The following is a 24,244-nucleotide window of genomic DNA, read 5'->3' on the forward strand; positions in this document are numbered from 1 at the left end:
ATCCGGGACTTCGGAGGACTGATGACTGAGACGACGACTGCGGCTATGGCAACGCCGGACACCGAGGTTTCTGTTGAAGAGGTGTTCGGATTCACATCCAGCCTCAAGGTGCCTGCATTCTCCACGCCGTCAGAACATGTGCCGGAGCGTGACGACGACTACCTGTTCGACCGTGCGACCACTCTTGCGATCCTGGCCGGCTTCGCACATAACCGCCGTGTCATGGTCACCGGCTATCACGGCACCGGCAAGTCGACTCATATCGAACAGGTGGCGGCGCGCCTGAACTGGCCGTGTATCCGCGTCAACCTCGATAGCCATATCTCGCGTATCGATCTCGTCGGCAAGGACGCGATCGTGATCAAGGAAGGCCAGCAGGTTACCGAGTTCAAGGACGGCATCCTGCCCTGGGCCTACCAGCACAATGTCGCGCTCGTGTTCGATGAATATGATGCCGGCCGGCCGGACGTGATGTTCGTGATCCAGCGCATTCTGGAATCATCCGGGCGTCTGACATTGCTCGACCAGAGCCGGGTCATCCGGCCCCATGCCGCCTTCCGGCTGTTTGCGACGGCGAACACCGTGGGTCTCGGCGATACGTCCGGGCTCTATCACGGCACACAGCAGATCAACCAGGCGCAGATGGACCGCTGGTCGATCGTGACGACGCTGAACTACCTGCCGCATGACAACGAGGTGGACATCGTCCTGTCGAAGGCCAAGAACTTCCAGACCGAGGAAGGACGCAACACCGTCTCGAAGATGGTGCGTCTGGCCGACATGACCCGGAATGCGTTCATCAACGGCGACCTTTCGACCGTGATGAGCCCGCGTACGGTAATCACATGGGCTGAAAACGCGGAAATCTTCGGCGATGTCGGTTTTGCCTTCCGCCTGACCTTCCTCAACAAGTGCGATGACATGGAACAGTCGCTCGTTGCGGAATTCTATCAGCGCTGCTTTGGCGAAGACCTGCCGGAATCCTCCGTCAACGTCGTGATGAGCTGAGGGTCCGATGGCACCGCGTCCGGGGCACAACACCCTGCCAGGCAACAAGCCCGCACCGTCGACCGAGCCGTTCAAGCAATCGGTCAGCGGCACGATGCGCGCGATTTCCGGCGAGGCGGAACTGGAAGTGCTGTTTTCCGGAGACAGGCCGGGTCTGAGCGGCCTGACGGCGCGCCTGCCTGAGCCGTCGCGCAAGGTCAACGCCCACGATATCGCCGTGACGCGCGGTTTGTCGGATTCCATGGCGTTGCGCATTGCCTGCCACGACAAGGCCGTGCATTCGAAAAACCTGCCACAGGGCTCGGAAGCAAGGGCCATCTTCGAGGCCGTGGAGCAGGCGCGATGCGAAGCCGTCGGTGCGCGCCGGATGCAGGGCGTTGCCGAAAACCTGGCCGTCATGCTCGACGACCGGTTCAGGAAATCGGGAGCGCCGGATATTGCAAGCCGCGATGAAGCACCGCTTCAGGACGCGCTATCCCTGATCGTGCGTGAACGCCTGACAGGTGAACAGCCGCCGGAAAGCGCGCGGAACCTCGTCGACATGTGGCGCGGCTGGGTCGAGGAGAAGGCCGGGTCCGAGCTCGACCTTCTTCAGTCCGAGGTGGAGGACCAGAGTTCCTTCGCGAACCGCTTCCGGGATGTGCTCAAGTCGCTCGACATGGGCGACGACCTTGGTGACCAGGATCAGGACACCGATCCGGAAGAGAACGAAGACCAGGGCAACAACGACGAGACCGAAACGGGCGAAGACGAGAACGACAGCGGTGAGCAGGAAGCCTCGCCGCAGGAAATGGAGCTGTCCGGCGAGGAACAGGACGCGGGCGATACCGAAGCCGCGGACATGGACATGGAAGACTTCGCCGAAGAGGACATGGCGCAGGATTCCGAAGAGCCTGGCGAAAGCGACAGGCAGGACACGCCCTTTTCCAACCGGCCGGAAACGGATTACCGGGTCTTCACGCACCAGTTTGACGAGACCGTTACCGCCGAGGAGCTGTGTGATACGGCCGAGCTCGACCGTCTGCGCGGCTTCCTGGACAAACAGCTGACGCATCTGCAGGGGGCAGTCGCGCGGCTTGCCAACCGTCTGCAGCGCAAGCTCATGGCCCAACAGAACCGGGCATGGGATTTCGATCTGGAGGAAGGACTTCTCGATACCGCGAGGCTGACGCGTGCGGTGACCGATCCGATGTCGCCGCTCGCGTTCAAGCAGGAACGGGACACCAATTTCCGCGACACGGTCGTGACCCTGCTGCTCGACAATTCCGGTTCCATGCGCGGACGCCCGATCACGGTTGCTGCCACCTGCGCGGATATTCTTGCCCGGACGCTGGAGCGCTGCGGAGTGAAGGTCGAAATCCTCGGCTTCACGACGAAGGCCTGGAAGGGCGGCCAGTCGCGCGAAAGCTGGATCGGGGCGGGCAAACCGCCGACACCGGGCCGGCTCAACGACCTGCGTCACATCATCTACAAGTCCGCGGACGCTCCCTGGCGGCGTGCGCGCCGCAATCTCGGGCTGATGATGCGCGAAGGCCTGCTGAAAGAGAATATCGACGGCGAGGCGCTCCTTTGGGCCCACGAGCGTCTGCTCGGACGGCCGGAGCAGCGCCGGATCCTGATGATGATCTCGGACGGCGCACCCGTCGACGACACCACCTTGTCGGTCAATCCCGGGAACTATCTTGAGCGCCACCTCAGGTACGTGATCGAGGAAATCGAAACGCGTTCTCCGGTGGAACTGATCGCGATCGGCATCGGTCACGATGTCACGCGCTACTATCGCCGGGCCGTGACCATTGTGGATGCGGAAGAACTGGCCGGCGCGATGACCGACCAGTTGGCGGATCTGTTTGACGACGAGGTCCAGCAGGCTCAGCAGGGCAACAGCAGACGGCGCGGCGGTCGCCGCTAGGTGTCGGATCGGAAGGGCAGAAGCATTTGAGGCGTTCCGGTTCCAGTTTCGCAGGTGCTTTGTTTCTGGTCCTGACCGCTTTCATCCTTGATGCACCTGCCGCGCGGGCGCAGGACGTCCTGAGCGAAGGGCTACCGGTCAAAGCACGTACCAGAGCGATCGACAGTTTTCATATCGGTCATGATGACCCGGTTTTCGGCAAACTCACGTTTCTGGGTGGTCTTGAGCTGCTGGCGTCCGACAGAAAGGTCGGCGGGCTCTCCGGACTGCTGTCGCTTGACGGGGGTAACGCCTTTCTTGCGGTCACGGACAATGGCCACTGGGTTAGCGCAACGGTCGAGCAGGAAGAGGACGGCACCCCGGTTGACATAAAGGATGTCCGCTTTGCGCCGCTCCTGGGGAAAAACGGGCGAACCCTGCGTGCGCGGAGGGGCCATGACACCGAAGCCCTGACGCTGTCGTCCTCCGGCTTATACGTAAGTGCGGAATATCAGAACGCGATCTACCACTACCCCTGGCCACTCGCGACGGGCAAGGAACGGATGCTCGGGCAACTCGGTCTTTCGGGTGACATCAAGTTGCTGCCGCGCAATGCCGGTCTTGAATCTCTCGCCGCCGGCCCGGATGGCAGTCCGCTTGCGGGAAGTCTGATTGCGGTCTCCGAATCCAGCAAGAGCGACGCGCATGATCTGTCGGGCTTCATCATCAGGCCCGACGGTGTCGAACGTTTTTCGATTGATCGCAACGACCGGTTCGATGCGACCGATGCCGCCTTTCTTCCCGACGGCGACTTCCTGCTCATGGAGCGCCGGTTCAATTTGCGTGACCTGATCGGTCTGAGGCTTCGCCGGTTCGAGGCCGGTTCGATCCAGGCAGGGGCGCTGCTGACGGGCGAGGTGATCCTGGAAGCCGGTTTCGAACACCAGATCGACAACATGGAAGCCCTGGCCGTGCATCAGACTGCAGCCGGAGAAACGATCCTGACCCTGCTTTCGGACGACAACCGGTCCATGCTGCAGCGAACCGTTTTCCTGCGTTTCCGGCTGGAGGATTGAAACTTTCTGTCTCCGGGCTGAATTTATGCCGCTGAACCTTCAGGGGCTGGCTGGACGATGTTCAAAATGATCCGGTAGGGTGCGAGCAGCGCAAGCGCGACCAGGATCTTGACCACGAGATCGCCGGCTGCAAGCGAGACCCAGAGCAGGGTTTCCGTTTCGCCACCGATGCCGAGGAAGGGCACCGGGAAGGCCAGCGAGCCGTCTTCCATGCCGAAAAGCGCGTCCACGAAAGCAAAGCTTGCCGAAAAGGCGATGCCGAAGAAAAGCAGCGTATCGATCACCGAACCGATCAGCGAAGACGCCACGGGTGCTTTCCACCAGGTCATGCGGCGCAGCTTGTCGAAAATGGTGACGTCCAGCAATTGGGCGACCAGAAAGGCGGTGCCGGACGCAATCAGGATACGCGGCGTGGTAAAGGCCTCGTTGAACGCCCAGAAGATCATCGGGACAACAATCGCCAGGAGAAAACCTGTAATGACGACCTTGCGCGCCGCAGACGGACCGAAGCGGCGGTTGGTCAGATCGGTGACGAGAAATGCAATCGGATAGGTGAACGCGCCCCAGGTCAGGGTGTCGGCCAGATTGATGCCGCCGACGACATGCTCGACCGGAAACTGAACTAGGTAATTGGAGGCCGCAACGACAAGCGCCATCGCGAGAATCGCGATGGCGTGATGTCCCGCGGAGAAGCTCCGGGTATCCGTCATTTCATTTGCCCCGAAAGGGTTGGATCAGGCAGCTGCCGCTTCGGCCTGCTTGCGCTTGATGCTGACCTTGATCTTGCGGGCCGCATCTGACAGCTGGCTGTCGGACGCTTTCAGAAGGTATGCATCCAGCCCGCCGCGATGCTCAACGGAGCGCAGGGCGTGGGCGCTGACGCGCAGCTTGAAGGTTTCGCCAAGCGTGTCGCTCAGCAGAGACACATTGCACAGGTTCGGCAGGAACCGGCGGCGGGACTTGTTGTTTGCGTGAGAGACGTTGTTGCCCGTCATCACATCTTTGCCGGAGAGTTCGCAACGGCGTGCCATGATATCACCTTTTGTTTTCGTGGCTGGGCCGTTACATGGAACCCAGCAAGTCCAAACCGGAACCGGCGCGGACCTTAGGTCCGGCGACATCGTCTCCGGCATTTCTCGGAAAAAGTTGCCCCGCTATAATGGCAGCGCGCTTGAACGTCAAGACATGTCCTGCCCGAGGAGCTGATTCTGTGATTTTATTCGCACAGGTGCAGGGCGTTAACCACTGAGTTACCATAATTTAGAATGATTGATGCAGTTCCCGAGACGAAATTCGTGCTAGTGTTGACTGTACGGAACATATTGGCATGGGGCGCGGATCGTTGCCGGCTGGGCAGCGTGGAGGTTTGTTGAAGTGTTTGGTCTGTCGTCACTCGGACGCCTCGTCGTCCTCCCATTGATAGCCGGCGCGCTGCTGGTTTCGCCGGCTCAGGCGAAAAAGAACAGCGTCGGCGGTGTTTATTCAATTTCGCTTGCCGGCTTCAAAATCGGGCGTGGAACGCTTTCGCTCGTGATGCAGGGGAATGCCTATTCGGCCAAGGTCACGGTCGCGCCTGCTGGTATCGGAACCTTGTTTTCGACCGGTAAAGGCGGTGCGGAAGCCTCCGGCTGGCTGGTCGGATCGAAGGTCGTGCCGTCCAAGTACCGGATGGCTTCGCAGGCGGCCAATCTCGATTTTTACGTCAATCTGAACCAGGGCTCGCGCAATATCCGTTCTATGGAGGTTGCGCCCCAGTTCAAGCCGAACAAGGAACGGATCAAGATCACCAACCGTCACAAGCGGAACGCGATCGATCCGTTGAGCGCCGCACTCATGCCGGTCAAGCGGTCGAAGGACAGCTTCGGACCGAAAGCCTGTTCCCGGAAACTCCCAATCTTTGACGGATGGACCCGCTTCGACATCAAGCTCAGCTACGAAGGCACGAAAGAAGTGTCCGGGCGCGGCTATGACGGAACCGTGGTTGTTTGCAAGGCGCGATGGGTGCCGGTGGCCGGACATCGTCCTTCCAAGGCGTCGGTGAAATACATGGCAAAGGCGAACATGGAAGTCTGGATCGCTCCCATGGGCCGGGACAATGTGCTCATCCCGTACCGCATCGCCATCGACACCAAGAACGGGCGGCTGCTCGTCGAGGCAAGCAAGCTGACCATTGACGGAGCGGGCAGCGACCAGGCCGCGCGTTAACAGCTCCGAGGAAATTGCAAGCCGCAATCGGGGCCGAGACTTGCGCCCCCTTGCGTCTCTTGATACAGCGCTCCACATTACGCCGTCGGGGCGCACGCGCACCTTACAATCAGTCTTCCGGACCGGTCTGCAGCAGGCCGGCCTGCCGGTTTGTTTCGGGTAAACAAGTACATGCACAGCTATCTGGAGTTCGAAAAGCCCGTCGCGGATATTGAAGGCAAGATCCAGGAACTGCGCGCGATCGCAGCCGAGGATGGCGAGGAAGTCAAAGTCGACGGTGAAATCGAGCGGCTCAACGCAAAATCCGCCCAGACGCTCCAGGACCTTTATTCCAAGCTTACGCCCTGGCAGAAGACATTGGTCGCCCGGCATCCGGACCGGCCCCATGCAGTCGACTACGTGGCCGGCCTCGTGGAGGATTTCACGCCCCTGGCCGGGGACCGGAAGTTTGCCGAGGACCATGCGCTGCTGGCCGGCATTGGCCGTTTCCGGGGGCATTCGGTTGCCGTTCTCGCGCAGGAAAAGGGACATGACACCGACACGCGCCTGAAGCACAATTTCGGCATGGTGCGCCCGGAAGGGTACCGCAAGGCCGTGCGCATCATGGAACTGGCCGAGCGTTTCGGTATTCCGCTGATCAGTTTCGTTGACACGTCCGGCGCCTATCCGGGCCGCGGTGCCGAGGAACGCGGCCAGTCGGAAGCGATTGCGCGTTCCACGGATGTCGGCCTTGGACTTGGCGTGCCCTCCATTGCCGTCGTCATCGGCGAGGGCGGATCAGGCGGCGCGATCGCGATTGCCACGGCGAACAAGGTGCTCATGATGGAGCACGCAATCTATTCCGTGATTTCGCCGGAGGGGGCGGCCTCCATTCTCTGGCGCGACAGCGCCAAGGCGCAGGATGCGGCGACCGCGCTCAAGATCACGGCTCAGGACCTGAAGCAGCTCGGTGTCATCGACGACATCATTGTCGAGCCCGTCGGGGGTGCACACAGGGCCCGCGAGATTGTCATCGACACTGCAGGCAAGTCCATCGAGGCGGCTCTGGAAGAGCTGTCCGGCCTGAGCCCCGAAGAAATTCGCAAGCAAAGACGTGACAAATTCATCGCGATCGGCCGGACACTCACCTGAGGTTAACTTCGTATCTTCACGAGAAAGTCAGCGGCAGATTCGGTCCTGCAATTGAAAAAGCAGGCATTTTTGCCATTGTGTGGCCAGATTCTGCCTGCATTCAGGCACAGTTAAGGCAATCGGAGCGTCGATTGCCTCAGTTTTTGTTTGCATCACCGGAATTTGCTTCGCAGGGGCAGGCGGGTTTCAGTAACTTATCGTCAACTAACATTCCCTAGCCTTTGCGCGGGGGCGAAACGCAGGAAACCAGAAACGACGGTACGGGAATTGGATCCCACGTTTCCGGTTTCACTCAGTTCGGGATAGTTAAATGGTCTTTGGGCGCCGATTGAAAACGCCAGCCGCACTGCAGAAGCGGGTCACCGGGAACGGTGCCGGGAAAGCGGCAAGGCTCGGATCGCTGGTGATTGCCGCCGGCGTCCTGGCAGCCTGTCAGGCCGACGAATTCGGCGCCGGGCCGAAACATCTGCGCCCTGTCAGCGAAAGCATCAAGCGCAAGATGACAGACCTCAATATGAGCTCCACGTCGCCGATCATGATCCGCATCTTCAAGGAAGAATCGGAACTTGAGGTCTGGAAGCAGACCCGAACCGGCAAATACAAGAAGCTTGAAGAATTCGAGATCTGCAAATGGTCCGGCAAGCTGGGCCCGAAATTCAAGGAAGGCGATCGTCAGGCTCCCGAGGGGTTCTATGAAATCACCCCTGCGCTGATGAATCCGAATTCAAGCTATCACTTGGCGTTCAATCTCGGTTATCCGAACAGGTACGACCGCGCGCATGGCCGCACCGGCTCTCATCTGATGGTGCATGGCGCCTGCTCCTCGCGCGGCTGTTACGCCATGACGGACGAGCAGGTCGAGGACATCTACGCTCTTGCCCGCGAAAGTTTCAAGGGCGGTCAGAAGTCGTTCCAGGTGCAGGCATTTCCGTTCCGCATGACGCCGGAGAACATGGCGCGTCACCGCGACAGCGATCATCTCGATTACTGGAACATGCTCAAGACCGGGTATGATCATTTCGAGGTGACCCAGACGCCGCCGAAAGTCTCGGTCTGCGAAAAGAAATATGTATTTGACGCGACGACGCTTGTCGAAGGCGTGCCGTTCCGCGCCAGCGCCAAGTGTCCGGAGTACCAGGTGCATCCGAGTATTTCGTCAGCCGTGGCTTCCAAGCAGAGCAAGGACAACGAAAAGTTCCAGCAGCTTGCTGCCCGTTTCGATGCCCGCGAGGAGCGCCAGCAGCGCCGCGATGAACGCAACAAGCGTATTGCTGAGGTCTTTGGCAATGGTGAGGACGAGACCGAAATCACGACAGCGACAATCCCACCCGCCGACCAGCCAGCTTCCGAAGCCGCAGCAAGTGCCGTGGCAGCAGCAAGCGCACCGACCGATGCGCAGGGCGAAAACGACGCAGCAGCCGTTGAAACGGCGTTTGCCCCTCAGGAACAATCAAGCGGCAGTGCCGCGGGACGTTTCCTGAAGCGTTGGGTTCCGTTCGGATCCAAGACAACCGAGGAAGAAACCGGCGTCGGTCCGATCACCACGGACGTGGTTCCGGGTGAAAAACCCTGACCGGATCGGCCAGGGTTTGATCAATGTCCAGACGTCAAACTGACTTCCGGTTGCTCATCTAATCGCAGGATCTACTTAGGTGCCCGGATCTTCGGCAATGCCGCTTCGATCGCAAGGCCAAGTGCGAGCAGATGCCGGTCGCTGAAAGCCGGTCCGTCAAGTTCGAGACCAACCGGCAATCCGTCGGCCGTCAGGCCAATCGGCAGCGACAGGCCCGGAATGCCGGCAATCGAACCGGGGTCCGTGTTGCGGATGAACGTCTGGAATGTCGGCACGTCTTCCCCGTTGAGCGAGACCGTCATGTCCGATCCTGAAATCGGCTGGGCGGCGAGCGGCGTCGTCGGGAAGACGAGGGCGTCCAGCCTGTTTTCGGCAAAGACTTCCGCGTAACCCGACTGGACCAATGGCCTGAGATCGGTCATGGCAGCCGCATAGACGTCGTCCGGGATGGCCTGATCGCCGAGCACGAGGTTTTCGAAGACGAATTTGACATCGGGGCTCGCGACCCCGGCCGCGACGTCTTGCAGCGTCAGCCCGCTGCCGCTCGATTTCAGGAACGCGGCAAGGTCTCGCTTGACTTCCCAAAGGGCGATCGGGAACCCGGCCTTGGCCGCAAGGTCCAGTTCACTGCTGATATCAACGTCAACCAGGGTGACCCCGGCTTTTTCCAGGGTAACGAGTGCTTCCCTGAACAAACGCTCCGTTTCTGGCGAGAGATTTTCGGTCAGAACCGTCGGGACGCCGAGACGCACGGCCGTCAGATCCGCGGCCGTAACGTCATCCGAGGTGCCTGTGATGACCGCATCGAACAGCGCCAGATCCGCCACCGAGCGGGCAATCGGGCCCGCCGTGTCACGCGTTGCCGAGATCGGGATGATGCCGCCCGCCGGATAGCGGCCGACCGTCGGACGCAGGCCTGAAACACCATTCAGGGCTGCCGGTATGCGCACGGAGCCACCGGTGTCAGTGCCAAGTCCGGCCGGCGCCAGACGTGCTCCGATGGCTGCGCCCGTCCCGCCGCTCGACCCGCCCGCAAAGCGTCCCGGATCATAGGCATTGGCGACCGCGCCGAATGCGGCATTGTTGGAGGTGATGCCAAAGGCGAGTTCATGCAGATTGGTCTTGCCGATCAGTATGGCGCCCGCATCCCGCAACCTTGCAAGAACAGGGGCGTCTTCGGCCGGGATCCAGCTTTTCAGAGCGGGCGTGCCGCCCGTCGTCGGCAATCCCTGGGATGCAATGTTGTCTTTCACGACAATCGGCACGCCATGCAGCGGGCCGAGGCCGTCCCCGGCAGCAACGCGTTCATCGGCTGCTGCAGCCGCCGTTGCGGCACCCTCGCTGTCGAAGCTGATATAGACGTTGCCCGGATCGTCTCCGGTCTTTGCGATCAGCGCGTTCACAAGCTCTGCTGCGGTGAGTTTCTTGTCCGCGATGGCCTTTGCCGCTTCGGCGGCGGTCAGATCGGTGATGTCCTGTGCGGTGGCGGCAGGCGCGGAAAGCAACGCTGCGGCTGCCAGAAGGCCCGGTAGGATAAGCCTGGTCATTTGTGTTCCCCTTCTTTTGGAAGCAGATACAGGAAACAGCGGAAATCTGGCGTGCGCATCCTCCAAAATGAGGAGGGAGGCCGATTATTGCAGGGGGAGAGGCCCGTTCAGGCTGGCCAGGAGCGCTGCCCGGCTTCCGGTACACGACTTTTGGTAGATCGACTTCAGATGCGACCTTACCGTAGTTGCCGAAACGCCCAGATCGGCCGCCATCTCGCGATCCCGTTTGCCCTTGCACAGCAGCGCAAGCACGTCTCTTTCCCGTGCCGTCAGTCCGTGTTTTTCGGTCCAGGCCAGAAAGCGTCTCCGCGGATCGGCTTCGCGAAGCCGGTTTTCCTCAAGGCGAAGGTTGGTGAGCGCATTGCCGAATGCCGTGCCGATGGCATCGAGCAACTCCAGATCCCGCTCCTGAAAAGTGTCGCGGCCCCGCCCGCGCCAGATGCGCAGGTCGCCCAGATGGTTCGCACCTGCATAAGCGTGGAAATTCATTCCGTGCCGCAAGCCGTCGCGCGCCAGGAAGTCGTTGAAGAACTCGGTGCGCAGGAAATCGTCGCGGGAAATCACCTGGTCCAGATGGGTCGCACGCCTGCGCATGCGGAAACGCGGCGTGATCGGGTCGCAATACTGGAAATGGGTCTCATAGGCGGCAAGGTTGTTCTCGTCCATGTTGAGGAAAACGCCCTTGCTGTCTCCCGCATCCTTTTGCCAGATGTAGGACGCGAAGTGGTCGGCCTGAAACAGGTCGAGCAGGCGTTCGCCCAGTTGCAGCCGCAACTCGCGCGCCTCCCGGATCGCGGCCATGTCCTGCATGATGGCGAACACCAGGTTCGTTTCCCTTGCCGAAAGCGTCGTCAGCATGACCGGCCTCCTTCGTGCTCATGGTAACCGGGAACGCCGGTCCCGTCACCTTCAGGGAACCCGCCGGACGGAACTCTATTTCGGCATCAGCGCCCAGTAGTCGAAGTCGAGGATGACGTCGTCCACGTACTTGCCGTCCGCGCTTTTGAGCGGGAAGTCATTGCACGGGCGGTTCTTGGTGGCCACGAGGCGCAGGCGCAGCGCACCGACATCCTGGCGTCCGTCGATCTCGGACGCATCAAGAACCTCCGACCAGGCATAGACCGTATCGCCGGAAAACAATGGCGCAACGTGACGGCCGCCGTTGATGCCGGCGATGTGGAAGGCATTGCCGAGACCGTTGAAGGAAAGTGCGCGGGCCAGCGAAATAACGTGACCGCCGTAGATCAGGCGCTTCCCGAAGCGGCCCTTTGCCTCCGTGTGCTGGTTGAAATGCACCTTGGCCGTGTTCTGGTAGAGGCGGGTCGCTATCTGGTGCTCGGCCTCCTCGACGGTCATGCCGTCAACGTGATCGATCTTTTCCCCGACTGCATAATCACCGAAACGGAACTCCGACCCTGCGAGGGCGTTGTCCCAGTTCGTGGTGTCGAGCAGCGGTGCGGCCGTGCCGAGCGCGTGCGGGTCGATGGCGGCCGGAAGGTCCGGCACGACCGGATCCGGTGCGGGAGATCCCGGGTCGCGCTTGTTGACCATCACCCAGCGCACATAGTCCAGGACTTCCGTCCCGGTCGAGGTGTAGCCGGTCGAGCGCACGTAGACCACACCGGTCTTGCCGTTGGAATTTTCCTTCTTGCCGATCACTTCGGAGATGGTCGACAGCGTGTCGCCGGGATAGACGGGGGCCAGGAAGCGGCCGCCGGCATAGCCGAGATTGGCGACGGCGTTCAGCGAGATGTCCGGAACCGTCTTGCCGAAGACGATGTGGAAGATCAGCAGATCATCCAGCGGTGCATGGGCGTAGCCGAGCGCGCGGGCGAAGGCATCGGAGGACTGAACGGCGAACCGGGATCCGTAAAGCGCGGTGTAAAGCGCCTGGTCACCGCCCGTCACGGTGCGCGGCGTCGCATGGCGGATCACCTGGCCGATCTCGAAGTCCTCGAAAAAATTGCCGCGATTGGTCTTGCTCAACGATCCCTCCCAGATCCGGTTTGTTGCCGGCGATTAGAGCCTATTGCAGTGCACACAGGCAAGTCAGACGTTGGGGGTAGGGAGCAAATCGACCGGCCTGTTCAATGAAGACGCATGTGCGATGCCTTGACTCTGGGCCGTCCAAATCGGCAGCCGCACCTTGCGCACAGGGTATGCAACCCATCCTTCGAGACAGCGCGCAGCGCTTCCTCGGGATGAGGCTGAATGCGCAGATACTGTTGTTATCAATACTTGTGAGTTCGGAGCGCCTTGAGAGTTGCAACACCGCTCCATCGTCATTGCCAGACTGGATCTGGCAATCCATGCCGTGACGTTTTGGTGATGCACCGTCGCGCAATCGGAAACGCAACGGTATGGATGCCATGGTCAAGCCATGGCATGACCCTGTGGAGGAAGGTTCGCTAGCGGTTTTGTCATCCCGGCCAAGCGCAGCGCGAGCCGGGATCGGGGAGGCACGCACCTGTCGGATCGCCCGGTTTCTCTTCCGGTACACCGGGGCGCAGGTTCCGGGTGTCAGGATGTGCGCCCGGCGTGACGATGGAGCGTGTTGAGGTCGTTCCCAAAATCCTGCACCTGACCGGACCGCCCCGCCAGTCTTCGGCCTTACGATGAGGACGGTCGCAGGCCATACGGCGGACTGGATCCCGGTCTTGCCGCTCACACGGCAAACCGGGACGACAAGTACGGTGGGAGCGTAGCAAAAAAAGCCCGGGCGAGTGCCCGGGCTTTTCGACTTTCTTGAGCAAGTCCGGCGTTACGCCGATGCCTTGTTGGCGGCCCGTTCCGCACGCTTGCGGGCATGCGGGTCGAGTTCGGCCTTGCGCAGCCGGATCGACGACGGTGTGACTTCCACCAGTTCGTCGTCGGAGATGTAGGAGAGCGCCGCTTCCAGCGTCAGCTTCATCGGCGTCGTCAGCTTGACCGCATCGTCCTTGCCGGCCGAGCGGATGTTGGTGAGCTGCTTGCCCTTGAGGACATTGACCTCAAGATCATTGCCGCGCGTGTGTTCGCCAACAATCATGCCCGGATAAACCTTCGTGCCCGGATCGATCATCATCGGGCCGCGGTCTTCCAGGTTGAAAAGTGCGTAGGCAACCGCCTCGCCTGTGCCGTTGGACAGAAGCACGCCCGTATGACGCCCCTGGATCGGCCCCTTGTAGGCCTCGTAACCGTGGAAGATGCGGTTGAAGATGGCCGTGCCACGGGTATCGGAGAGGAGTTCGGCCTGGTAACCGATCAGGCCGCGCGTCGGCGCGTTGAACACCAGGCGCGTCCGTCCGCCCCCGGACGGCTTCATTTCCAGAAGATCGGCTTTGCGCTCCTGCAGTTTCTGAACGACGATTCCGGAGTGTTCCTCGTCGACGTCGATGATGACTTCCTCGATCGGCTCCAGGCGGTTGCCGGCAGCGTCAAACTGGTAGACGACGCGCGGGCGGCCGACGCCGAGTTCGAAGCCTTCGCGGCGCATGTTCTCGATCAGGATCGCCAGCAGCAATTCGCCGCGCCCGGACACGATGAACGCGTCGGGCTCGTCGGTGTCTTCAACCTTCAGGGCAACGTTGCCTTCAGCTTCCTTCATCAGCCTTTCGCGGATCACGCGGGACTGGACCTTTGAGCCCTCGGTTCCGGCCAGCGGACTGTCATTGACGCGGAAGGTCATGGACAGCGTCGGCGGATCGATCGGCTGGGCCTGGAGCGGTTCATCAATGCCCGGTGCGCACAGGGTATCGGCAACTGTCGCCTTGGTCATGCCGGCAATGGCAACGATGTCGCCTGCCTCGCCCTGTTCGATCGGCTGCCGTTCCAGGCCGCGGAAAGCGAGGATCTTGGAGACGCGGCCGGCTTCCACCTGGCTGCCGTCGCGGGCCAGCGCTCTGATCGGCATGTTCGGCACGGCCGTGCCGGAGACAACGCGCCCGGTCAGGATGCGACCAAGGAAAGGGTCGGACTCGATCGTGGTTGCCAGCATGCGGAATTCGCCCGGATCGGCTTCCGGCGGCGCGACCTTGTCCAGCACCATGTCGAACAGCGGATCCATGTTGTCCTGCGGTCCGTCCGGCTCTTCGGCCATCCATTCCTGCTTTGCCGAGCCATAGAGAACTGGGAAGTCGAGCTGGTCCTCGTTGGCGTCGAGGGCGGCAAAGAGGTCGAACACTTCGTCCAGAACCTCGTCTGCGCGCTGTTCCGGCTTGTCGATCTTGTTGATCGCGACAATCGGCTTGAGACCGAGCTTCAAGGCCTTGCCAAGCACGAACTTTGTCTGCGGCATCGGCCCCTCGGCGGCGTCGACCAGCAGGATCACGCCATCCACCATGTGAAGGATACGCTCAACCTCGCCGCCGAAATCCGCATGGCCCGGTGTATCGACGATGTTGATGCGTGTGTCTTTCCAGACCAGCGAGGTGACCTTCGCCAGGATGGTGATGCCGCGCTCGCGTTCGATGTCGTTGGAATCCATCATCCGCTCTTCCGTGCGCTGGTTGTCACGGAACGCGCCGGATTGCTTGAGCAGGACGTCGATCAGGGTTGTCTTGCCATGGTCAACGTGCGCGATGATGGCAATGTTGCGAAGTTTCATGAGTGGCTCCAAAAGACAGAGCGGGCCCGATTGGGACCCGCAGTCTGCCTGGACAAATTAATTCTGGGATCGGCACATGAGCCGAATTTGGCGCCTTTATACGTGGACAGCGGCAATTGTGCAATGCAATGCAGTTATGCAGAGGATCACATGTGGTCCACGTCATGCGGCCCGCCATTGACAGTTTCGTCCCAAGGCTCTAATTCGTAAGGAAACCTTATTAATCAAAGCTGCTGGTTTTCATGACGATCGCCTACCCGAATGTAAGCGTCACAATGCTGGTCGTCGATCTCGCGCGCATGCTCAGGCGGCGCTTCGAGGCCGCGCTTGCCGATGTCGAGACCGGGCTGACCGTCGGCGAGGCGCGCACCCTGTTCTACGTGTGGCGCAATCCGGGGCACCGCCAGGCCGCGCTTGCCGACATCATGTTTGTCGAACCCATGACACTGGTCGGCTATCTGGATTCCCTGGAACGCGCAGGCCTGATCCGACGTTGTCCGGACCCGCGCGACAAACGCGCAAAACTGGTTGAACTGACGGCTGAAGCCGACCCCCTTCTTCAGCGGATCGGAACCGCGTTGCAGTCGGTGCGCGCGACGGCGCTTGAGAACATTGCCGAAGCGGACAGGGAGGTTCTGGAAACGCTGCTTCAGGTGATGAAGGACAGCCTGATCTCCGAGGATCTTCAGGGGCGGCGAAAGTGATCGCTCAAAAAGCCATCATGAGTGCACGGCGCACGTCCCTTCTGGGCGCAGCGCTGGTTGCCATCGGACCGATTTCGATGGCGCTTTACACGCCAGCGATGCCGGCGCTGGTGGCGGTTTTCGGCACGAACGAAGCGGCGATCAAGCTGACGCTGACCGCCTATTTCGCCGGGTTTGCGGTCGCACAGCTGATATGCGGACCGCTTTCCGACGCTTTCGGACGCAAGCGCGCCACACTCGCCTTCCTCAGTCTTTACCTTGCCTCCAGTTTCCTGGCGACCTTCGCGCCGACCGTCGAATTCATGGTCGTGGCGCGCACGCTGCAGGGGATCGGCGCGGCGGTCGGCATCTCGGTTTCGCGCGCAATCGTGCGCGACCAGTTTACGGGGCAGGCGTCGGCGCGCATCATGAACACGATTGCGATGATGCTGGCCCTGGGACCCGCCGTGTCGCCGACAATCGGCGGCTTCGTTCTGGAGATTTTCAGCTGGCGGGAAGTGTTCTGGTGCATGGTGATCTACGGGGCCGTGCTGATGGTCTGCGTTGCCGCCTTTCAAGTGGAGACAAATCCCAGTCCGGGCCTGCATCATCTCAATCCCGCGCAGCTTGTCACGAACTATGCGACGCTTCTGAAAGACCCGCGGTTTCTTGCGCCGAGCATTCTGATCGGATGCGGGCTCGGTGGTCTCTACGCTCTGGCAAATGTTCTGCCTTTCGTCCTGATGAACAATGTCGGTTTGTCGCCGTCGCAGTTCGGCATGGCCATGATCATCCAGTCCGGCTCTTTCATTGTTGGCACGATCGTCACGGGCAGGCTGCTCAAGGTGGTGGAAGCGCGCCGGCTTGTTCCGGTCGGCATGATGCTCTGGGTGGTCTCTTCGACCCTGATGTGCGTCCTGACCCTGACGATGGAACCGACGGTTGCGACGGTCATGGGGCCGGTGGCGCTGTTCGTCTTCGCTCTGGCTTTCGTTCTGCCCGCAAGCTTCACCGATTCCCTGGCGCCGTTCCCCAATATCGCCGGCGCTGCTTCGGCCATGACGGGCTTCATGCAATTCGGCGGCGGTATCGTTGCCGGTCTCATTGTTGCGGCACTCGGCGATCCTCTGGTCGGGCTTGCCACGGTTCTGCCCATCATGCCGATCGCCGGTATCCTGCTGCATCTGCATTTCAAGAACAGGGCGGTGGACTTCGCACCTGCCGAATAGCCGACCGGCCAAAACGTCTTCGGCATACCCGCAATTTTCGGAAGGGGTGGCCGCGTCCGCTTGACGCCTCGCCTTCGAAAAGGCATCAGTCCAGCGAGACAAAAGAGGGATCTCCCGATGGCGAAGGCCGCAAGTTACGCGCTGCCGGTGGGCCGTGCGCATGTGATGGGCATATTGAATGTCACGCCCGACTCGTTTTCGGACGGAGGGCGGCACAATGAAGAACAGGCTGCGCTGGCGCATGCACAGGCCATGATCGCTGAAAAGGCCGACATTCTGGATATCGGTGCGGAGAGCACGCGCCCGGGGTCCGAGCCCGTTGTTCTGGAAGATGAATGGCGGCGGCTTGCGCCGGTGCTGGACCCGGTCTGCGATCTGGGCACAGCGGTTTCCATCGACACCTACAAGGCGGAGATCGCCCGGCGGGCCTGTGCAGCCGGCGCCGTGATCGTCAATGATGTCTGGGGCCTGCAGCGGGATCCGCAAATGGCCGATACGGTTGCCGAAGCGGGTGCGCATGTGGTGATGATGCACAATCGCGATAAGGCGGACGGATCCATCGATATCCTGAGCGATATCGACCGTTTCTTCGAGACGTCGCTCCGGCTGGCGCAGACTGCGGGTATTCCGGAAAACAAGCAGATTCTCGATCCCGGTTTCGGGTTCGGCAAGACGATCGATCAGAACTTTCTCATCCTCAACCGGTTTGATGAGCTCAAGAAACACGGCAGGCCGATCCTTGCAGGCGCTTCGCGCAAACGCATGATCGGCGCGGTTCTCAATGTGGAAACCGACGACCGGCTTTTCGGATCAATAGCCGTTCACATGACCGCACTTTCGAAAGGGGCGGCGATTGTACGCGCGCATGATGTCGGTCCACATGCCGATTGCGTGCGTATGCTGGACGCAATACGACTTGAACGGACCCCTTTCTGAAATGACATTCTCCGATACCGCCCCCGATGCTCCGACGCGATGCGCGCTCGGGCTTGGCTCCAACCTTGGCGATCCAAAGGCCAATCTCGATGCAGCCGTGCGTCTGCTTGAAGAGACAGAGGGCGTCACGCTGGTCGCGCGTTCCGCGAACTACCGGACGCCGCCGTGGGGACCGGTTCCACAGGACGACTACATCAATATCTGTGTTGTGGTGGACAGCTATTTGAGCCCGCAGGATCTGCTGCAGCGATGCCTGGGTGTCGAAAAGGAGCTCGGCCGCGTCCGCGACATACGCTGGGGGCCCCGGATCATTGATGTCGATCTCTTGATATACGGCGTCCGGAAAGTGCAGGAAGACAATCTCGACGTGCCGCATCCGCGCATGGGCGACCGTGCATTTGTACTTATCCCGCTTGCGGAAATCTGGCCCGACGCACCGCTCGGTGATGGCCGCACGGCGCTTGATGCGCTTTCAACCTGCCCGGACCAGGACGGTGTTGTCCGGATCGGTTGAGACTTCCTTATTCCAATTTCCGCAGATTGCCGGTATCTGCACTGTACCGGCTCTTTGGAAGGGCCTGGGCACCCTCTTGAATTGTCTCCTGCCTGCGCCGCGATTAGCGCGCCGAGTTCGCGATATTTGCTAACGTGTTAAAGCCTTCCGCTACGTTATTGGGTTGTAATTTACACTTTTAGCGTTTGCAATTTTTTGTAGAATTTACCCTTGTTTAAATTCTGGATTGCTACAACCGCCTTACAATCATGTGGGGCGTGAGATCAATTCAATGAATAATTTATCACTTAAAATTGAGTTTTTTATCAAAAATAGACTTTTTTCAAAAGAATCGATATATTTCGCGATTATACCGCTTTTATATGCGAATATAATTTACATACTTGCAAGTTATTACTACAGCTCACCGAGAAACGTATTTATATTTCTCACGGCATTTGTGTGTATAACAGGGTTATTTTTGAATAGATTTGTTTTCTTATTTCTTTTATTTGTGGCCATATATCTGGATGCCGCAGTGTTCGTGTCGAACTTCTTTCAGATACCTTTGCCGATGCTTCTGGACTCACTACAATTTTTACTTGAATTGAGTTTGACGCAATCGCTCACGTACATGGCCGTTCTCGGCCTTCTGCTCGTGACACTTCTGATGACCTACAGGTCCGTGATTGGCCTGAAGAAAAGCCGCGACCGGATTTCGCTTTTTCCTGTCCTGATTGTCGCGATCATCGCCGGTGCTGCCGACTTCCTGATCAATTCACCACCAAAGGATGTGATGCAGCTGAAACTGCAGCTGGCGGAAACCTTCGAGCCAATCGAGGATGCCGCGAGCTTCAAAACCGGGTTTGCGCAATTCGCGAAAACCACTGAACATCGCGACCTGCTGATCGTGATGGTCGAAGGCTTGGGTGCCTTTTCGTCGCGCGCATATCAGGACATCGTATGGGGGCCGCTGCTTGGTGCCCCCATTCGCGAGAAATACGCGGTCACCCAGGGAACCGCACTCTATTTCGGCTCGACGACAAGCGGCGAAGCGCGTGAGTTGTGCAATTTGAAGGCTGACTACAGAGATTTTCGCGACAAGGACATGACCGATTGCCTGCCTCACCGCGCGTTGGCTGCCGGTTACAAGACCGCGGCGTTCCACGCCTTCACGGAAAGATTTTTCGAGCGAAATGACTGGTTCCCGAAAATAGGATTTCAGGAGCTGTACTTTCTCGAGGAACGGGTCGGGTTGAAGGCGGACAAGGACCTTCCCTGGTGCGGCATGACCTTCAAGGGGCTGTGCGATTCAGATGTCGCAAGGTCCGTGGAAGCGTATCTTACAAGTGACGAACACCTGCCGAGGTTCGTCTACTGGTTGACGCTCAATTCGCACAAGCCGGTGATGCCGGGAGAAGTTCCGGAACGACTGGCTTGTGATGACGGAGGCGTGTTCGGAGATGTCGAGCTCTGCCGGATGAGCGAACAGTGGTTGAACATTTCCCATCTGGTTCAGGAGATCGCCTTGAACGAGAAGCTGAAGAAGACTGAAATCCTCCTTGTCGGTGACCATCATCCTCCCCTGTTCACCCGCAAGGCGAGGCATCTCTTTCAGCCTGCTCAGGTCGCCTGGCTGCATCTCGCGCCGTTGGATACCCCGCCGGCTGACCGTCTGGCCGCCGCCAAGTCAGGACCCGGACTGTAATCCGGCGACCGGCGAAACCCTCTCTTCGCGCCGGCGCAATTCAGGTAGCTGCACGCGGTCCTTGCCATTGGACATTCGTATCCTGGCCGCTTGCGGGAACGGCCAGGGCTGCGCGGCACCGAACTCACTTTCAAACTGATCGAACCAGGACGGTGTGCCCCCTTTCTTGGGCCTGATCCAACCCTGATAACGATCCCTTAATTTCAGGCGTTTAAACCTCTGGTTGTCGGGGGACTTGCGCCTTGGGGCAAGCTATGACCAATACAAGTTCTTATCGCGAAGCAAGAAACTCTACTCCAGGGGTTCTTTTCTCCACGAATTCGATATACTTTGCTTTATTGGCGGCGATTCTACCGAATATTCCATACTTGATATTATCTTTTTTCGTATGCCCCATGAGATTCTTTCCAATATTGCTATATTTTTTATTGGCAATTGTAAGCTTTCAGATGAATGTATTCGTGTTTATTTCGTTTGCGATATTAATATTCGTATTCGACGTCGTATTTGTTGTTTCCGGGATTTTTGGCCTTCCACCATCTTTGGTTGTTGACTCACTAGGCCATCTTCCCTCGCTCAGTCTTTTTTCCTTTTCAGGATACATCATCGTGGCCGCCTCTCTGATTTTCGTCGCCTGGCTGTACATCCACCTGCTTGTGCGACATCGCGATATGTTCAAAACCGTCAGTCTTGTTCCGGCGTTTCTGGCCTTCTGTGTTGTCTTTGCAATTGACCTCACTTTCAATCCGCCGACAAAGCTGTTTGCCGCAATGTTTTTCCCCAAACCTCCGGAAGTCACTTCCGCGACCCTTCAGACCGGGCTCGATACTCCAGGCCGTGACGGTAGGAAAGGAGACGTTCTGATCGTCATGGTGGAGGGAATGGGAGCGATGTCCAACCCTCTTCATCAAGACCTTTTGTGGGATGTTTTCGAGACAGCCCAAATCCAGTCTTCGTTCGACGTTACAACAGGTACCAGTCCCTATTACAGTTCCACGACCGCCGCCGAAGCGCGTGAATTGTGCACCCACTGGGGCGATCACCGGGATTTTCGGGACAAAACGGCATATGACTGCCTGCCGGCAAGGTATCGCGCAGAAGGCTATGAAACAGCCTCGTTTCACGCCTATTGGGGGCGTTTCTTCAACCGAACCGACTGGTATCCGAAAGTGGGCTTCGACAGCGTTCATTTCATGGAAACCATCGGAAAAACGGAGAAGACCACCCGCACGAGAACCTGCGGACTCACGTTCAAGGGGCTATGCGATGACGATGTCGCAGACGCGGTCGAGGCGTTTCTGGAGGACCGTGCTGGACAGCCGAAATTTGCATATTGGCTGACGCTCAACACCCACATTCCGATCGAGGCGGGTGCGGCGACACCGAGGCTGGATTGCGAGACCGGCGGGCCCTTCGGGGACCGGACCGTCTGCAGCCTGACCGAAATGTGGATGGATGTGTTTCATCGTGTCCGCCGGATCGCGCTGAACCCGAAACTGAAGGGCCTTGAGATCCTGATCGTCGGAGATCATCATCCGCCGGTCTGGACGCGGCGGGGCCGGAACCAATTCGAAGCCGGGAAGGTCGCCTGGCTTCATCTGAAATCGTTGGATGCCTCATCGGCGGACAAGATTGCGGCAGCAAAGGCAGGGTCGAACGCGAAGCTTCGAAACTAGGGTTCGTAGCCTAGAGTCCCGCGAAGCTCTTCATGTGGAACAGTGCGTTTTGCGGGTGCGGTTTGTGATCTTCGCCATAAGGGCAGGCATGCCGCGCCAGGCAGCCTGACCAGCACGCGAATTCCGGGCTTTTTTGAAGATGGCTCTTGCAAGCCGACACGTTGTAGCCGGTTTCGACTGTGATGGCGTTCACCGGGCAGGCTGTGAGACAGGGCTTGTCCAGGCAGGTTTCACAGGGCCCGGTCCGCATGGATTGTTCCAACCCGGCGAGCGGTTCGGCTGACAGAAACGCGGCTCGGAACCCCGTCCACGGACCGTATGTTTCATGGGCCAGCACTCCCAGAGGACTTTGGGAAAAGCCTCCGCATTTGAGCGCCCATTGCTGGAAGGGAAAATAGGGTGGCCCCTTGAAGGAAAACAGGGCTTCAAGGCCGTGCCCAGCGGCCAGATGGGTCAGTGCCCGCTTCGTGTACCGGTCCATCGGATGCGGGGTGCCGTCCTGATACTCCGGGGCCGATGTGAGTCGCCCCCAGAGGGATGGGCCGGTGCTGCCAACCAGCAGCAGGTCCCTTGCCGGTGAGCCGTCGGAGCGGTCAGGAACACCGTCTTCAGGAGATGGTCGAAAACTGCCCAGCAGCAAGAAACCGGCCTTCGCGAGATCCTCGTTCAGTTTCTCGAGCGCCGGTTCCTGCATCCGTGTTTCCTCAGCCCAGACGGTCGCGCTTGGCAAGCGTGCGCAGGCGCAGCGCGTTCAGCTTGATGAAGCCGGCAGCATCCTTCTGGTCGTAAGCGCCCTGATCGTCTTCAAAGGTCACCAGTTCCTCCGAATACAGCGAGTAAGGCGAGGAGCGACCGACAAGGATGACGTTACCCTTGTAAAGCTTCAGGCGGACGGAGCCAGTGACGTGTTCCTGGCTCTTGTCGATGAGAGCCTGAAGCATGTCGCGCTCCGGGGAAAACCAGAAGCCGTTGTAGATCAGCTCGGAATACCGCGGCATGAGCTCATCCTTCAGATGCGCCGCACCGCGGTCGAGCGTGATCGACTCCATGGCCCGGTGCGCGGTCAGCAGGATCGTACCGCCAGGCGTTTCGTAAATGCCGCGGCTCTTCATGCCGACGAACCGGTTTTCGACCATGTCGAGGCGGCCGATGCCGTTGTCGCGGCCATAGTCGTTGAGCTTTGCAAACAGCGTTGCAGGGGACATCTTTTCACCGTTGAGCGAGACCGCGTCTCCCTTTTCGAAGCCGATTTCGATCTCGGTGACGACATCCGGCGCGTCAACCGGATCAACGGTGCGCTGGAAGACGTAGTTCGGGGCTTCCTCGGCCGGGTCTTCGAGCACCTTTCCTTCCGAAGAGGAGTGCAGCATGTTCGCGTCCACGGAGAAAGGTGCTTCGCCGCGTTTGTCCTTGGGCACCGGGATCTGGTGCTTTTCGGCGAAATCGAGCAGGTCCGTGCGGGACTTGAACGACCAGTCGCGCCACGGGGCAATGACCTTGATATCCGGGTTCAGTGCATAGGCCGACAATTCGAAGCGGACCTGGTCGTTGCCCTTGCCGGTCGCCCCGTGGGCAACCGCGTCGGCACCTGTTTCCTCGGCGATCTCGATCAGGCGTTTGGAGATCAGCGGACGGGCGATTGACGTCCCGAGCAGGTAGACACCCTCATAGACGGCATTTGCGCGGAACATCGGGAAAACGAAATCGCGGATGAATTCCTCGCGAAGATCATCAACGTAGATTTCCTTGATGCCGAGCATCTCGGCTTTCTTGCGCGCAGGCTCCAGTTCCTCTCCCTGGCCGAGATCGGCCGTGAAGGTGACAACTTCACAGCCGAATTCGGTCTGCAGCCATTTCAGAATGATCGAGGTGTCCAGGCCGCCGGAATAGGCCAGAACAACTTTCTTGATGTCTCCATGCGCCATGTTTGGGAAAGTCCAGTTCGATGTCTTGGGCGGATTGACCGCACCGTTGAAAATTTGCGGCAATTTATCCTTTTCGCCGCGCGGTGCAAGCCCTTCCGGCCGGCCAATTCGTCGCCTCCGGAAACCGGACTTTTCCACGCTGTTGGCGCGGAACTTTCATGTGCCCTGTTTCGAGTTCGCTTCGCTCACGCTGATTTCTGGTTTCCGGATCATCGCGCAGGTGACGCTGCACTTGTCCGGAATGACAATCTGCCACTCGCAGAATTCATCCTGACGAAGCGCGGCAGCGTTGTCTCGAAGGATCGGCGGCGCCGCCGGAATGTGCGGCCCGTCTTAGGAAAAGCCTTGAAGGGATGTCACCCGCAGCACGTTTCACCGAGCTGGATCGGCGGGCAGGGCACGGTTGCGTAGGAACAGAACACGCAACAATCGCCGGTTTTGGGCTTGAGGACCGCATGGCAGGCAGGGCAGTCGTAGAACCACTGGCAGGCGTTTTCCGGCATTGTCTCTTTGGTAACGGAGCCGCACTCGGGACAGGTGATCATACTTTGAAGGATTACAGATTTCCGAGATTTCTG

General features: G+C 59.5%; 21 protein-coding genes. 12 read left to right on the forward strand and 9 right to left on the reverse strand.

Features of this window, described 5'->3' with window-relative positions:
• Positions 1-21: 21 nt before the first annotated feature.
• The 3 genes from cobS to RDA78_RS08855 are packed head-to-tail and all read left to right on the forward strand — an operon-like array spanning position 22 to position 3,975.
• Entirely contained in the window at positions 22-1,008 is a 987-nt protein-coding gene (gene cobS / locus RDA78_RS08845; RefSeq protein ID WP_434054954.1) for a cobaltochelatase subunit CobS, read from the forward strand.
• 7 nt (positions 1,009-1,015) lie between these two features.
• Positions 1,016-2,920: a cobaltochelatase subunit CobT gene (gene cobT / locus RDA78_RS08850; RefSeq protein ID WP_434054955.1), complete on the forward strand. Its 1,905-nt coding sequence runs from the start codon at positions 1,016-1,018 to the stop codon at positions 2,918-2,920.
• Positions 2,921-2,946: 26 nt separating this feature from the next.
• On the forward strand, positions 2,947-3,975 hold the full coding sequence (locus RDA78_RS08855) for an esterase-like activity of phytase family protein (RefSeq protein ID WP_434054956.1): 1,029 nt from the start codon (positions 2,947-2,949) through the stop codon (positions 3,973-3,975).
• Between the two features lie 23 nt (positions 3,976-3,998).
• Here RDA78_RS08855 and RDA78_RS08860 read toward each other — a convergent pair whose 3' ends face one another.
• Positions 3,999-4,685: a queuosine precursor transporter gene (locus tag RDA78_RS08860; RefSeq protein WP_434054957.1), complete on the reverse strand. Its 687-nt coding sequence runs from the start codon at positions 4,683-4,685 to the stop codon at positions 3,999-4,001.
• Between the two features lie 24 nt (positions 4,686-4,709).
• Positions 4,710-5,006, reverse strand: coding sequence for a 50S ribosomal protein L28 (gene rpmB, locus RDA78_RS08865; protein WP_306141961.1), 297 nt, complete (start codon positions 5,004-5,006; stop codon positions 4,710-4,712).
• A gap of 343 nt (positions 5,007-5,349) precedes the next feature.
• Between rpmB and RDA78_RS08870 the strand changes: the two genes are divergently transcribed.
• The 3 genes from RDA78_RS08870 (at position 5,350) to RDA78_RS08880 (ending at position 8,884) form a co-directional block, all read left to right on the forward strand.
• Positions 5,350-6,180: a DUF3108 domain-containing protein gene (locus RDA78_RS08870; protein ID WP_434054958.1), complete on the forward strand. Its 831-nt coding sequence runs from the start codon at positions 5,350-5,352 to the stop codon at positions 6,178-6,180.
• 171 nt (positions 6,181-6,351) lie between these two features.
• A complete protein-coding gene (locus RDA78_RS08875) occupies positions 6,352-7,311 on the forward strand; it encodes an acetyl-CoA carboxylase carboxyltransferase subunit alpha (protein ID WP_434054959.1) in 960 nt (319 codons plus the stop codon).
• Positions 7,312-7,621: 310 nt separating this feature from the next.
• Positions 7,622-8,884, forward strand: coding sequence for a L,D-transpeptidase family protein (locus tag RDA78_RS08880; protein ID WP_434054960.1), 1,263 nt, complete (start codon positions 7,622-7,624; stop codon positions 8,882-8,884).
• Positions 8,885-8,955: 71 nt separating this feature from the next.
• On the opposite strand, the gene iaaH is transcribed toward RDA78_RS08880, so the two are convergent.
• The 4 genes from iaaH to typA all read right to left on the reverse strand — a co-directional run bounded on the left by iaaH (position 8,956) and on the right by typA (position 15,016).
• Positions 8,956-10,431, reverse strand: coding sequence for an indoleacetamide hydrolase (gene iaaH, locus RDA78_RS08885; RefSeq protein WP_434054961.1), 1,476 nt, complete (start codon positions 10,429-10,431; stop codon positions 8,956-8,958).
• 84 nt (positions 10,432-10,515) lie between these two features.
• Positions 10,516-11,289: a helix-turn-helix transcriptional regulator gene (locus RDA78_RS08890; protein ID WP_434054962.1), complete on the reverse strand. Its 774-nt coding sequence runs from the start codon at positions 11,287-11,289 to the stop codon at positions 10,516-10,518.
• 75 nt (positions 11,290-11,364) lie between these two features.
• Positions 11,365-12,417 carry a MaoC family dehydratase gene (locus RDA78_RS08895; protein ID WP_434054963.1) on the reverse strand — a complete coding sequence of 351 codons (1,053 nt, stop codon included), beginning with the start codon at positions 12,415-12,417 and terminating at the stop codon, positions 11,365-11,367.
• A 775-nt stretch (positions 12,418-13,192) separates the two neighbouring features.
• Positions 13,193-15,016 carry a translational GTPase TypA gene (typA, locus tag RDA78_RS08900; RefSeq protein WP_434054964.1) on the reverse strand — a complete coding sequence of 608 codons (1,824 nt, stop codon included), beginning with the start codon at positions 15,014-15,016 and terminating at the stop codon, positions 13,193-13,195.
• A gap of 242 nt (positions 15,017-15,258) precedes the next feature.
• Between typA and RDA78_RS08905 the strand changes: the two genes are divergently transcribed.
• The 6 genes from RDA78_RS08905 to RDA78_RS08930 all read left to right on the forward strand — a co-directional run bounded on the left by RDA78_RS08905 (position 15,259) and on the right by RDA78_RS08930 (position 21,741).
• Positions 15,259-15,720, forward strand: a complete 462-nt coding sequence (locus tag RDA78_RS08905) for a MarR family winged helix-turn-helix transcriptional regulator (protein ID WP_434054965.1) — start codon at positions 15,259-15,261, stop codon at positions 15,718-15,720.
• On the forward strand, positions 15,717-16,928 hold the full coding sequence (locus tag RDA78_RS08910; protein WP_434054966.1) for a multidrug effflux MFS transporter: 1,212 nt from the start codon (positions 15,717-15,719) through the stop codon (positions 16,926-16,928). Before RDA78_RS08905 ends, RDA78_RS08910 begins: the two co-directional genes overlap by 4 nt.
• Before the next feature lie 117 nt (positions 16,929-17,045).
• Complete coding sequence (folP, locus tag RDA78_RS08915; RefSeq protein ID WP_434054967.1) at positions 17,046-17,864, forward strand: dihydropteroate synthase; 819 nt, start codon at positions 17,046-17,048, stop codon at positions 17,862-17,864.
• Between the two features lies 1 nt (position 17,865).
• The gene (folK, locus tag RDA78_RS08920) at positions 17,866-18,378 is read left to right on the forward strand and encodes a 2-amino-4-hydroxy-6-hydroxymethyldihydropteridine diphosphokinase (RefSeq protein ID WP_434054968.1); all 513 of its coding nucleotides are present in this window, start codon (positions 17,866-17,868) and stop codon (positions 18,376-18,378) included.
• Between the two features lie 271 nt (positions 18,379-18,649).
• Positions 18,650-20,065: a sulfatase-like hydrolase/transferase gene (locus RDA78_RS08925; RefSeq protein ID WP_434054969.1), complete on the forward strand. Its 1,416-nt coding sequence runs from the start codon at positions 18,650-18,652 to the stop codon at positions 20,063-20,065.
• 254 nt (positions 20,066-20,319) lie between these two features.
• The gene (locus RDA78_RS08930) at positions 20,320-21,741 is read left to right on the forward strand and encodes a sulfatase-like hydrolase/transferase (protein ID WP_434054970.1); all 1,422 of its coding nucleotides are present in this window, start codon (positions 20,320-20,322) and stop codon (positions 21,739-21,741) included.
• Positions 21,742-21,751: 10 nt separating this feature from the next.
• On the opposite strand, the gene RDA78_RS08935 is transcribed toward RDA78_RS08930, so the two are convergent.
• The 3 genes from RDA78_RS08935 to RDA78_RS08945 form a co-directional block, all read right to left on the reverse strand.
• A complete protein-coding gene (locus RDA78_RS08935) occupies positions 21,752-22,435 on the reverse strand; it encodes a hypothetical protein (RefSeq protein ID WP_434054971.1) in 684 nt (227 codons plus the stop codon).
• Positions 22,436-22,445: 10 nt separating this feature from the next.
• A complete protein-coding gene (locus RDA78_RS08940) occupies positions 22,446-23,666 on the reverse strand; it encodes an argininosuccinate synthase (RefSeq protein ID WP_434056125.1) in 1,221 nt (406 codons plus the stop codon).
• 356 nt (positions 23,667-24,022) lie between these two features.
• Positions 24,023-24,211 (reverse strand): GDCCVxC domain-containing (seleno)protein, encoded by a 189-nt coding sequence (locus tag RDA78_RS08945; protein ID WP_434054972.1) that lies wholly within the window; start codon positions 24,209-24,211, stop codon positions 24,023-24,025.
• Positions 24,212-24,244 lie beyond the last annotated feature (33 nt).

The organism is Roseibium sp., assembly GCF_051016195.1.
Classification (GTDB): domain Bacteria; phylum Pseudomonadota; class Alphaproteobacteria; order Rhizobiales; family Stappiaceae; genus Roseibium.

What these genes read in the sequence shown, in the direction of transcription:
- cobS (WP_434054954.1), top strand. Translation starts at nt 22, where the DNA reads ATGACTGAGACGACGACTGCGGCTATGGCAACGCCGGACACCGAGGTT.
- cobT (WP_434054955.1), top strand. Translation starts at nt 1,016, where the DNA reads ATGGCACCGCGTCCGGGGCACAACACCCTGCCAGGCAACAAGCCCGCA.
- RDA78_RS08860 (WP_434054957.1), bottom strand. Translation starts at nt 4,685, where the DNA reads ATGACGGATACCCGGAGCTTCTCCGCGGGACATCACGCCATCGCGATT.
- rpmB (WP_306141961.1), bottom strand. Translation starts at nt 5,006, where the DNA reads ATGGCACGCCGTTGCGAACTCTCCGGCAAAGATGTGATGACGGGCAAC.
- RDA78_RS08875 (WP_434054959.1), top strand. Translation starts at nt 6,352, where the DNA reads ATGCACAGCTATCTGGAGTTCGAAAAGCCCGTCGCGGATATTGAAGGC.
- RDA78_RS08880 (WP_434054960.1), top strand. Translation starts at nt 7,622, where the DNA reads ATGGTCTTTGGGCGCCGATTGAAAACGCCAGCCGCACTGCAGAAGCGG.
- iaaH (WP_434054961.1), bottom strand. Translation starts at nt 10,431, where the DNA reads ATGACCAGGCTTATCCTACCGGGCCTTCTGGCAGCCGCAGCGTTGCTT.
- RDA78_RS08890 (WP_434054962.1), bottom strand. Translation starts at nt 11,289, where the DNA reads ATGCTGACGACGCTTTCGGCAAGGGAAACGAACCTGGTGTTCGCCATC.
- typA (WP_434054964.1), bottom strand. Translation starts at nt 15,016, where the DNA reads ATGAAACTTCGCAACATTGCCATCATCGCGCACGTTGACCATGGCAAG.
- RDA78_RS08905 (WP_434054965.1), top strand. Translation starts at nt 15,259, where the DNA reads ATGACGATCGCCTACCCGAATGTAAGCGTCACAATGCTGGTCGTCGAT.
- folP (WP_434054967.1), top strand. Translation starts at nt 17,046, where the DNA reads ATGGCGAAGGCCGCAAGTTACGCGCTGCCGGTGGGCCGTGCGCATGTG.
- folK (WP_434054968.1), top strand. Translation starts at nt 17,866, where the DNA reads ATGACATTCTCCGATACCGCCCCCGATGCTCCGACGCGATGCGCGCTC.
- RDA78_RS08925 (WP_434054969.1), top strand. Translation starts at nt 18,650, where the DNA reads ATGAATAATTTATCACTTAAAATTGAGTTTTTTATCAAAAATAGACTT.
- RDA78_RS08930 (WP_434054970.1), top strand. Translation starts at nt 20,320, where the DNA reads ATGACCAATACAAGTTCTTATCGCGAAGCAAGAAACTCTACTCCAGGG.
- RDA78_RS08935 (WP_434054971.1), bottom strand. Translation starts at nt 22,435, where the DNA reads ATGCAGGAACCGGCGCTCGAGAAACTGAACGAGGATCTCGCGAAGGCC.
- RDA78_RS08940 (WP_434056125.1), bottom strand. Translation starts at nt 23,666, where the DNA reads ATGGCGCATGGAGACATCAAGAAAGTTGTTCTGGCCTATTCCGGCGGC.
- RDA78_RS08945 (WP_434054972.1), bottom strand. Translation starts at nt 24,211, where the DNA reads ATGATCACCTGTCCCGAGTGCGGCTCCGTTACCAAAGAGACAATGCCG.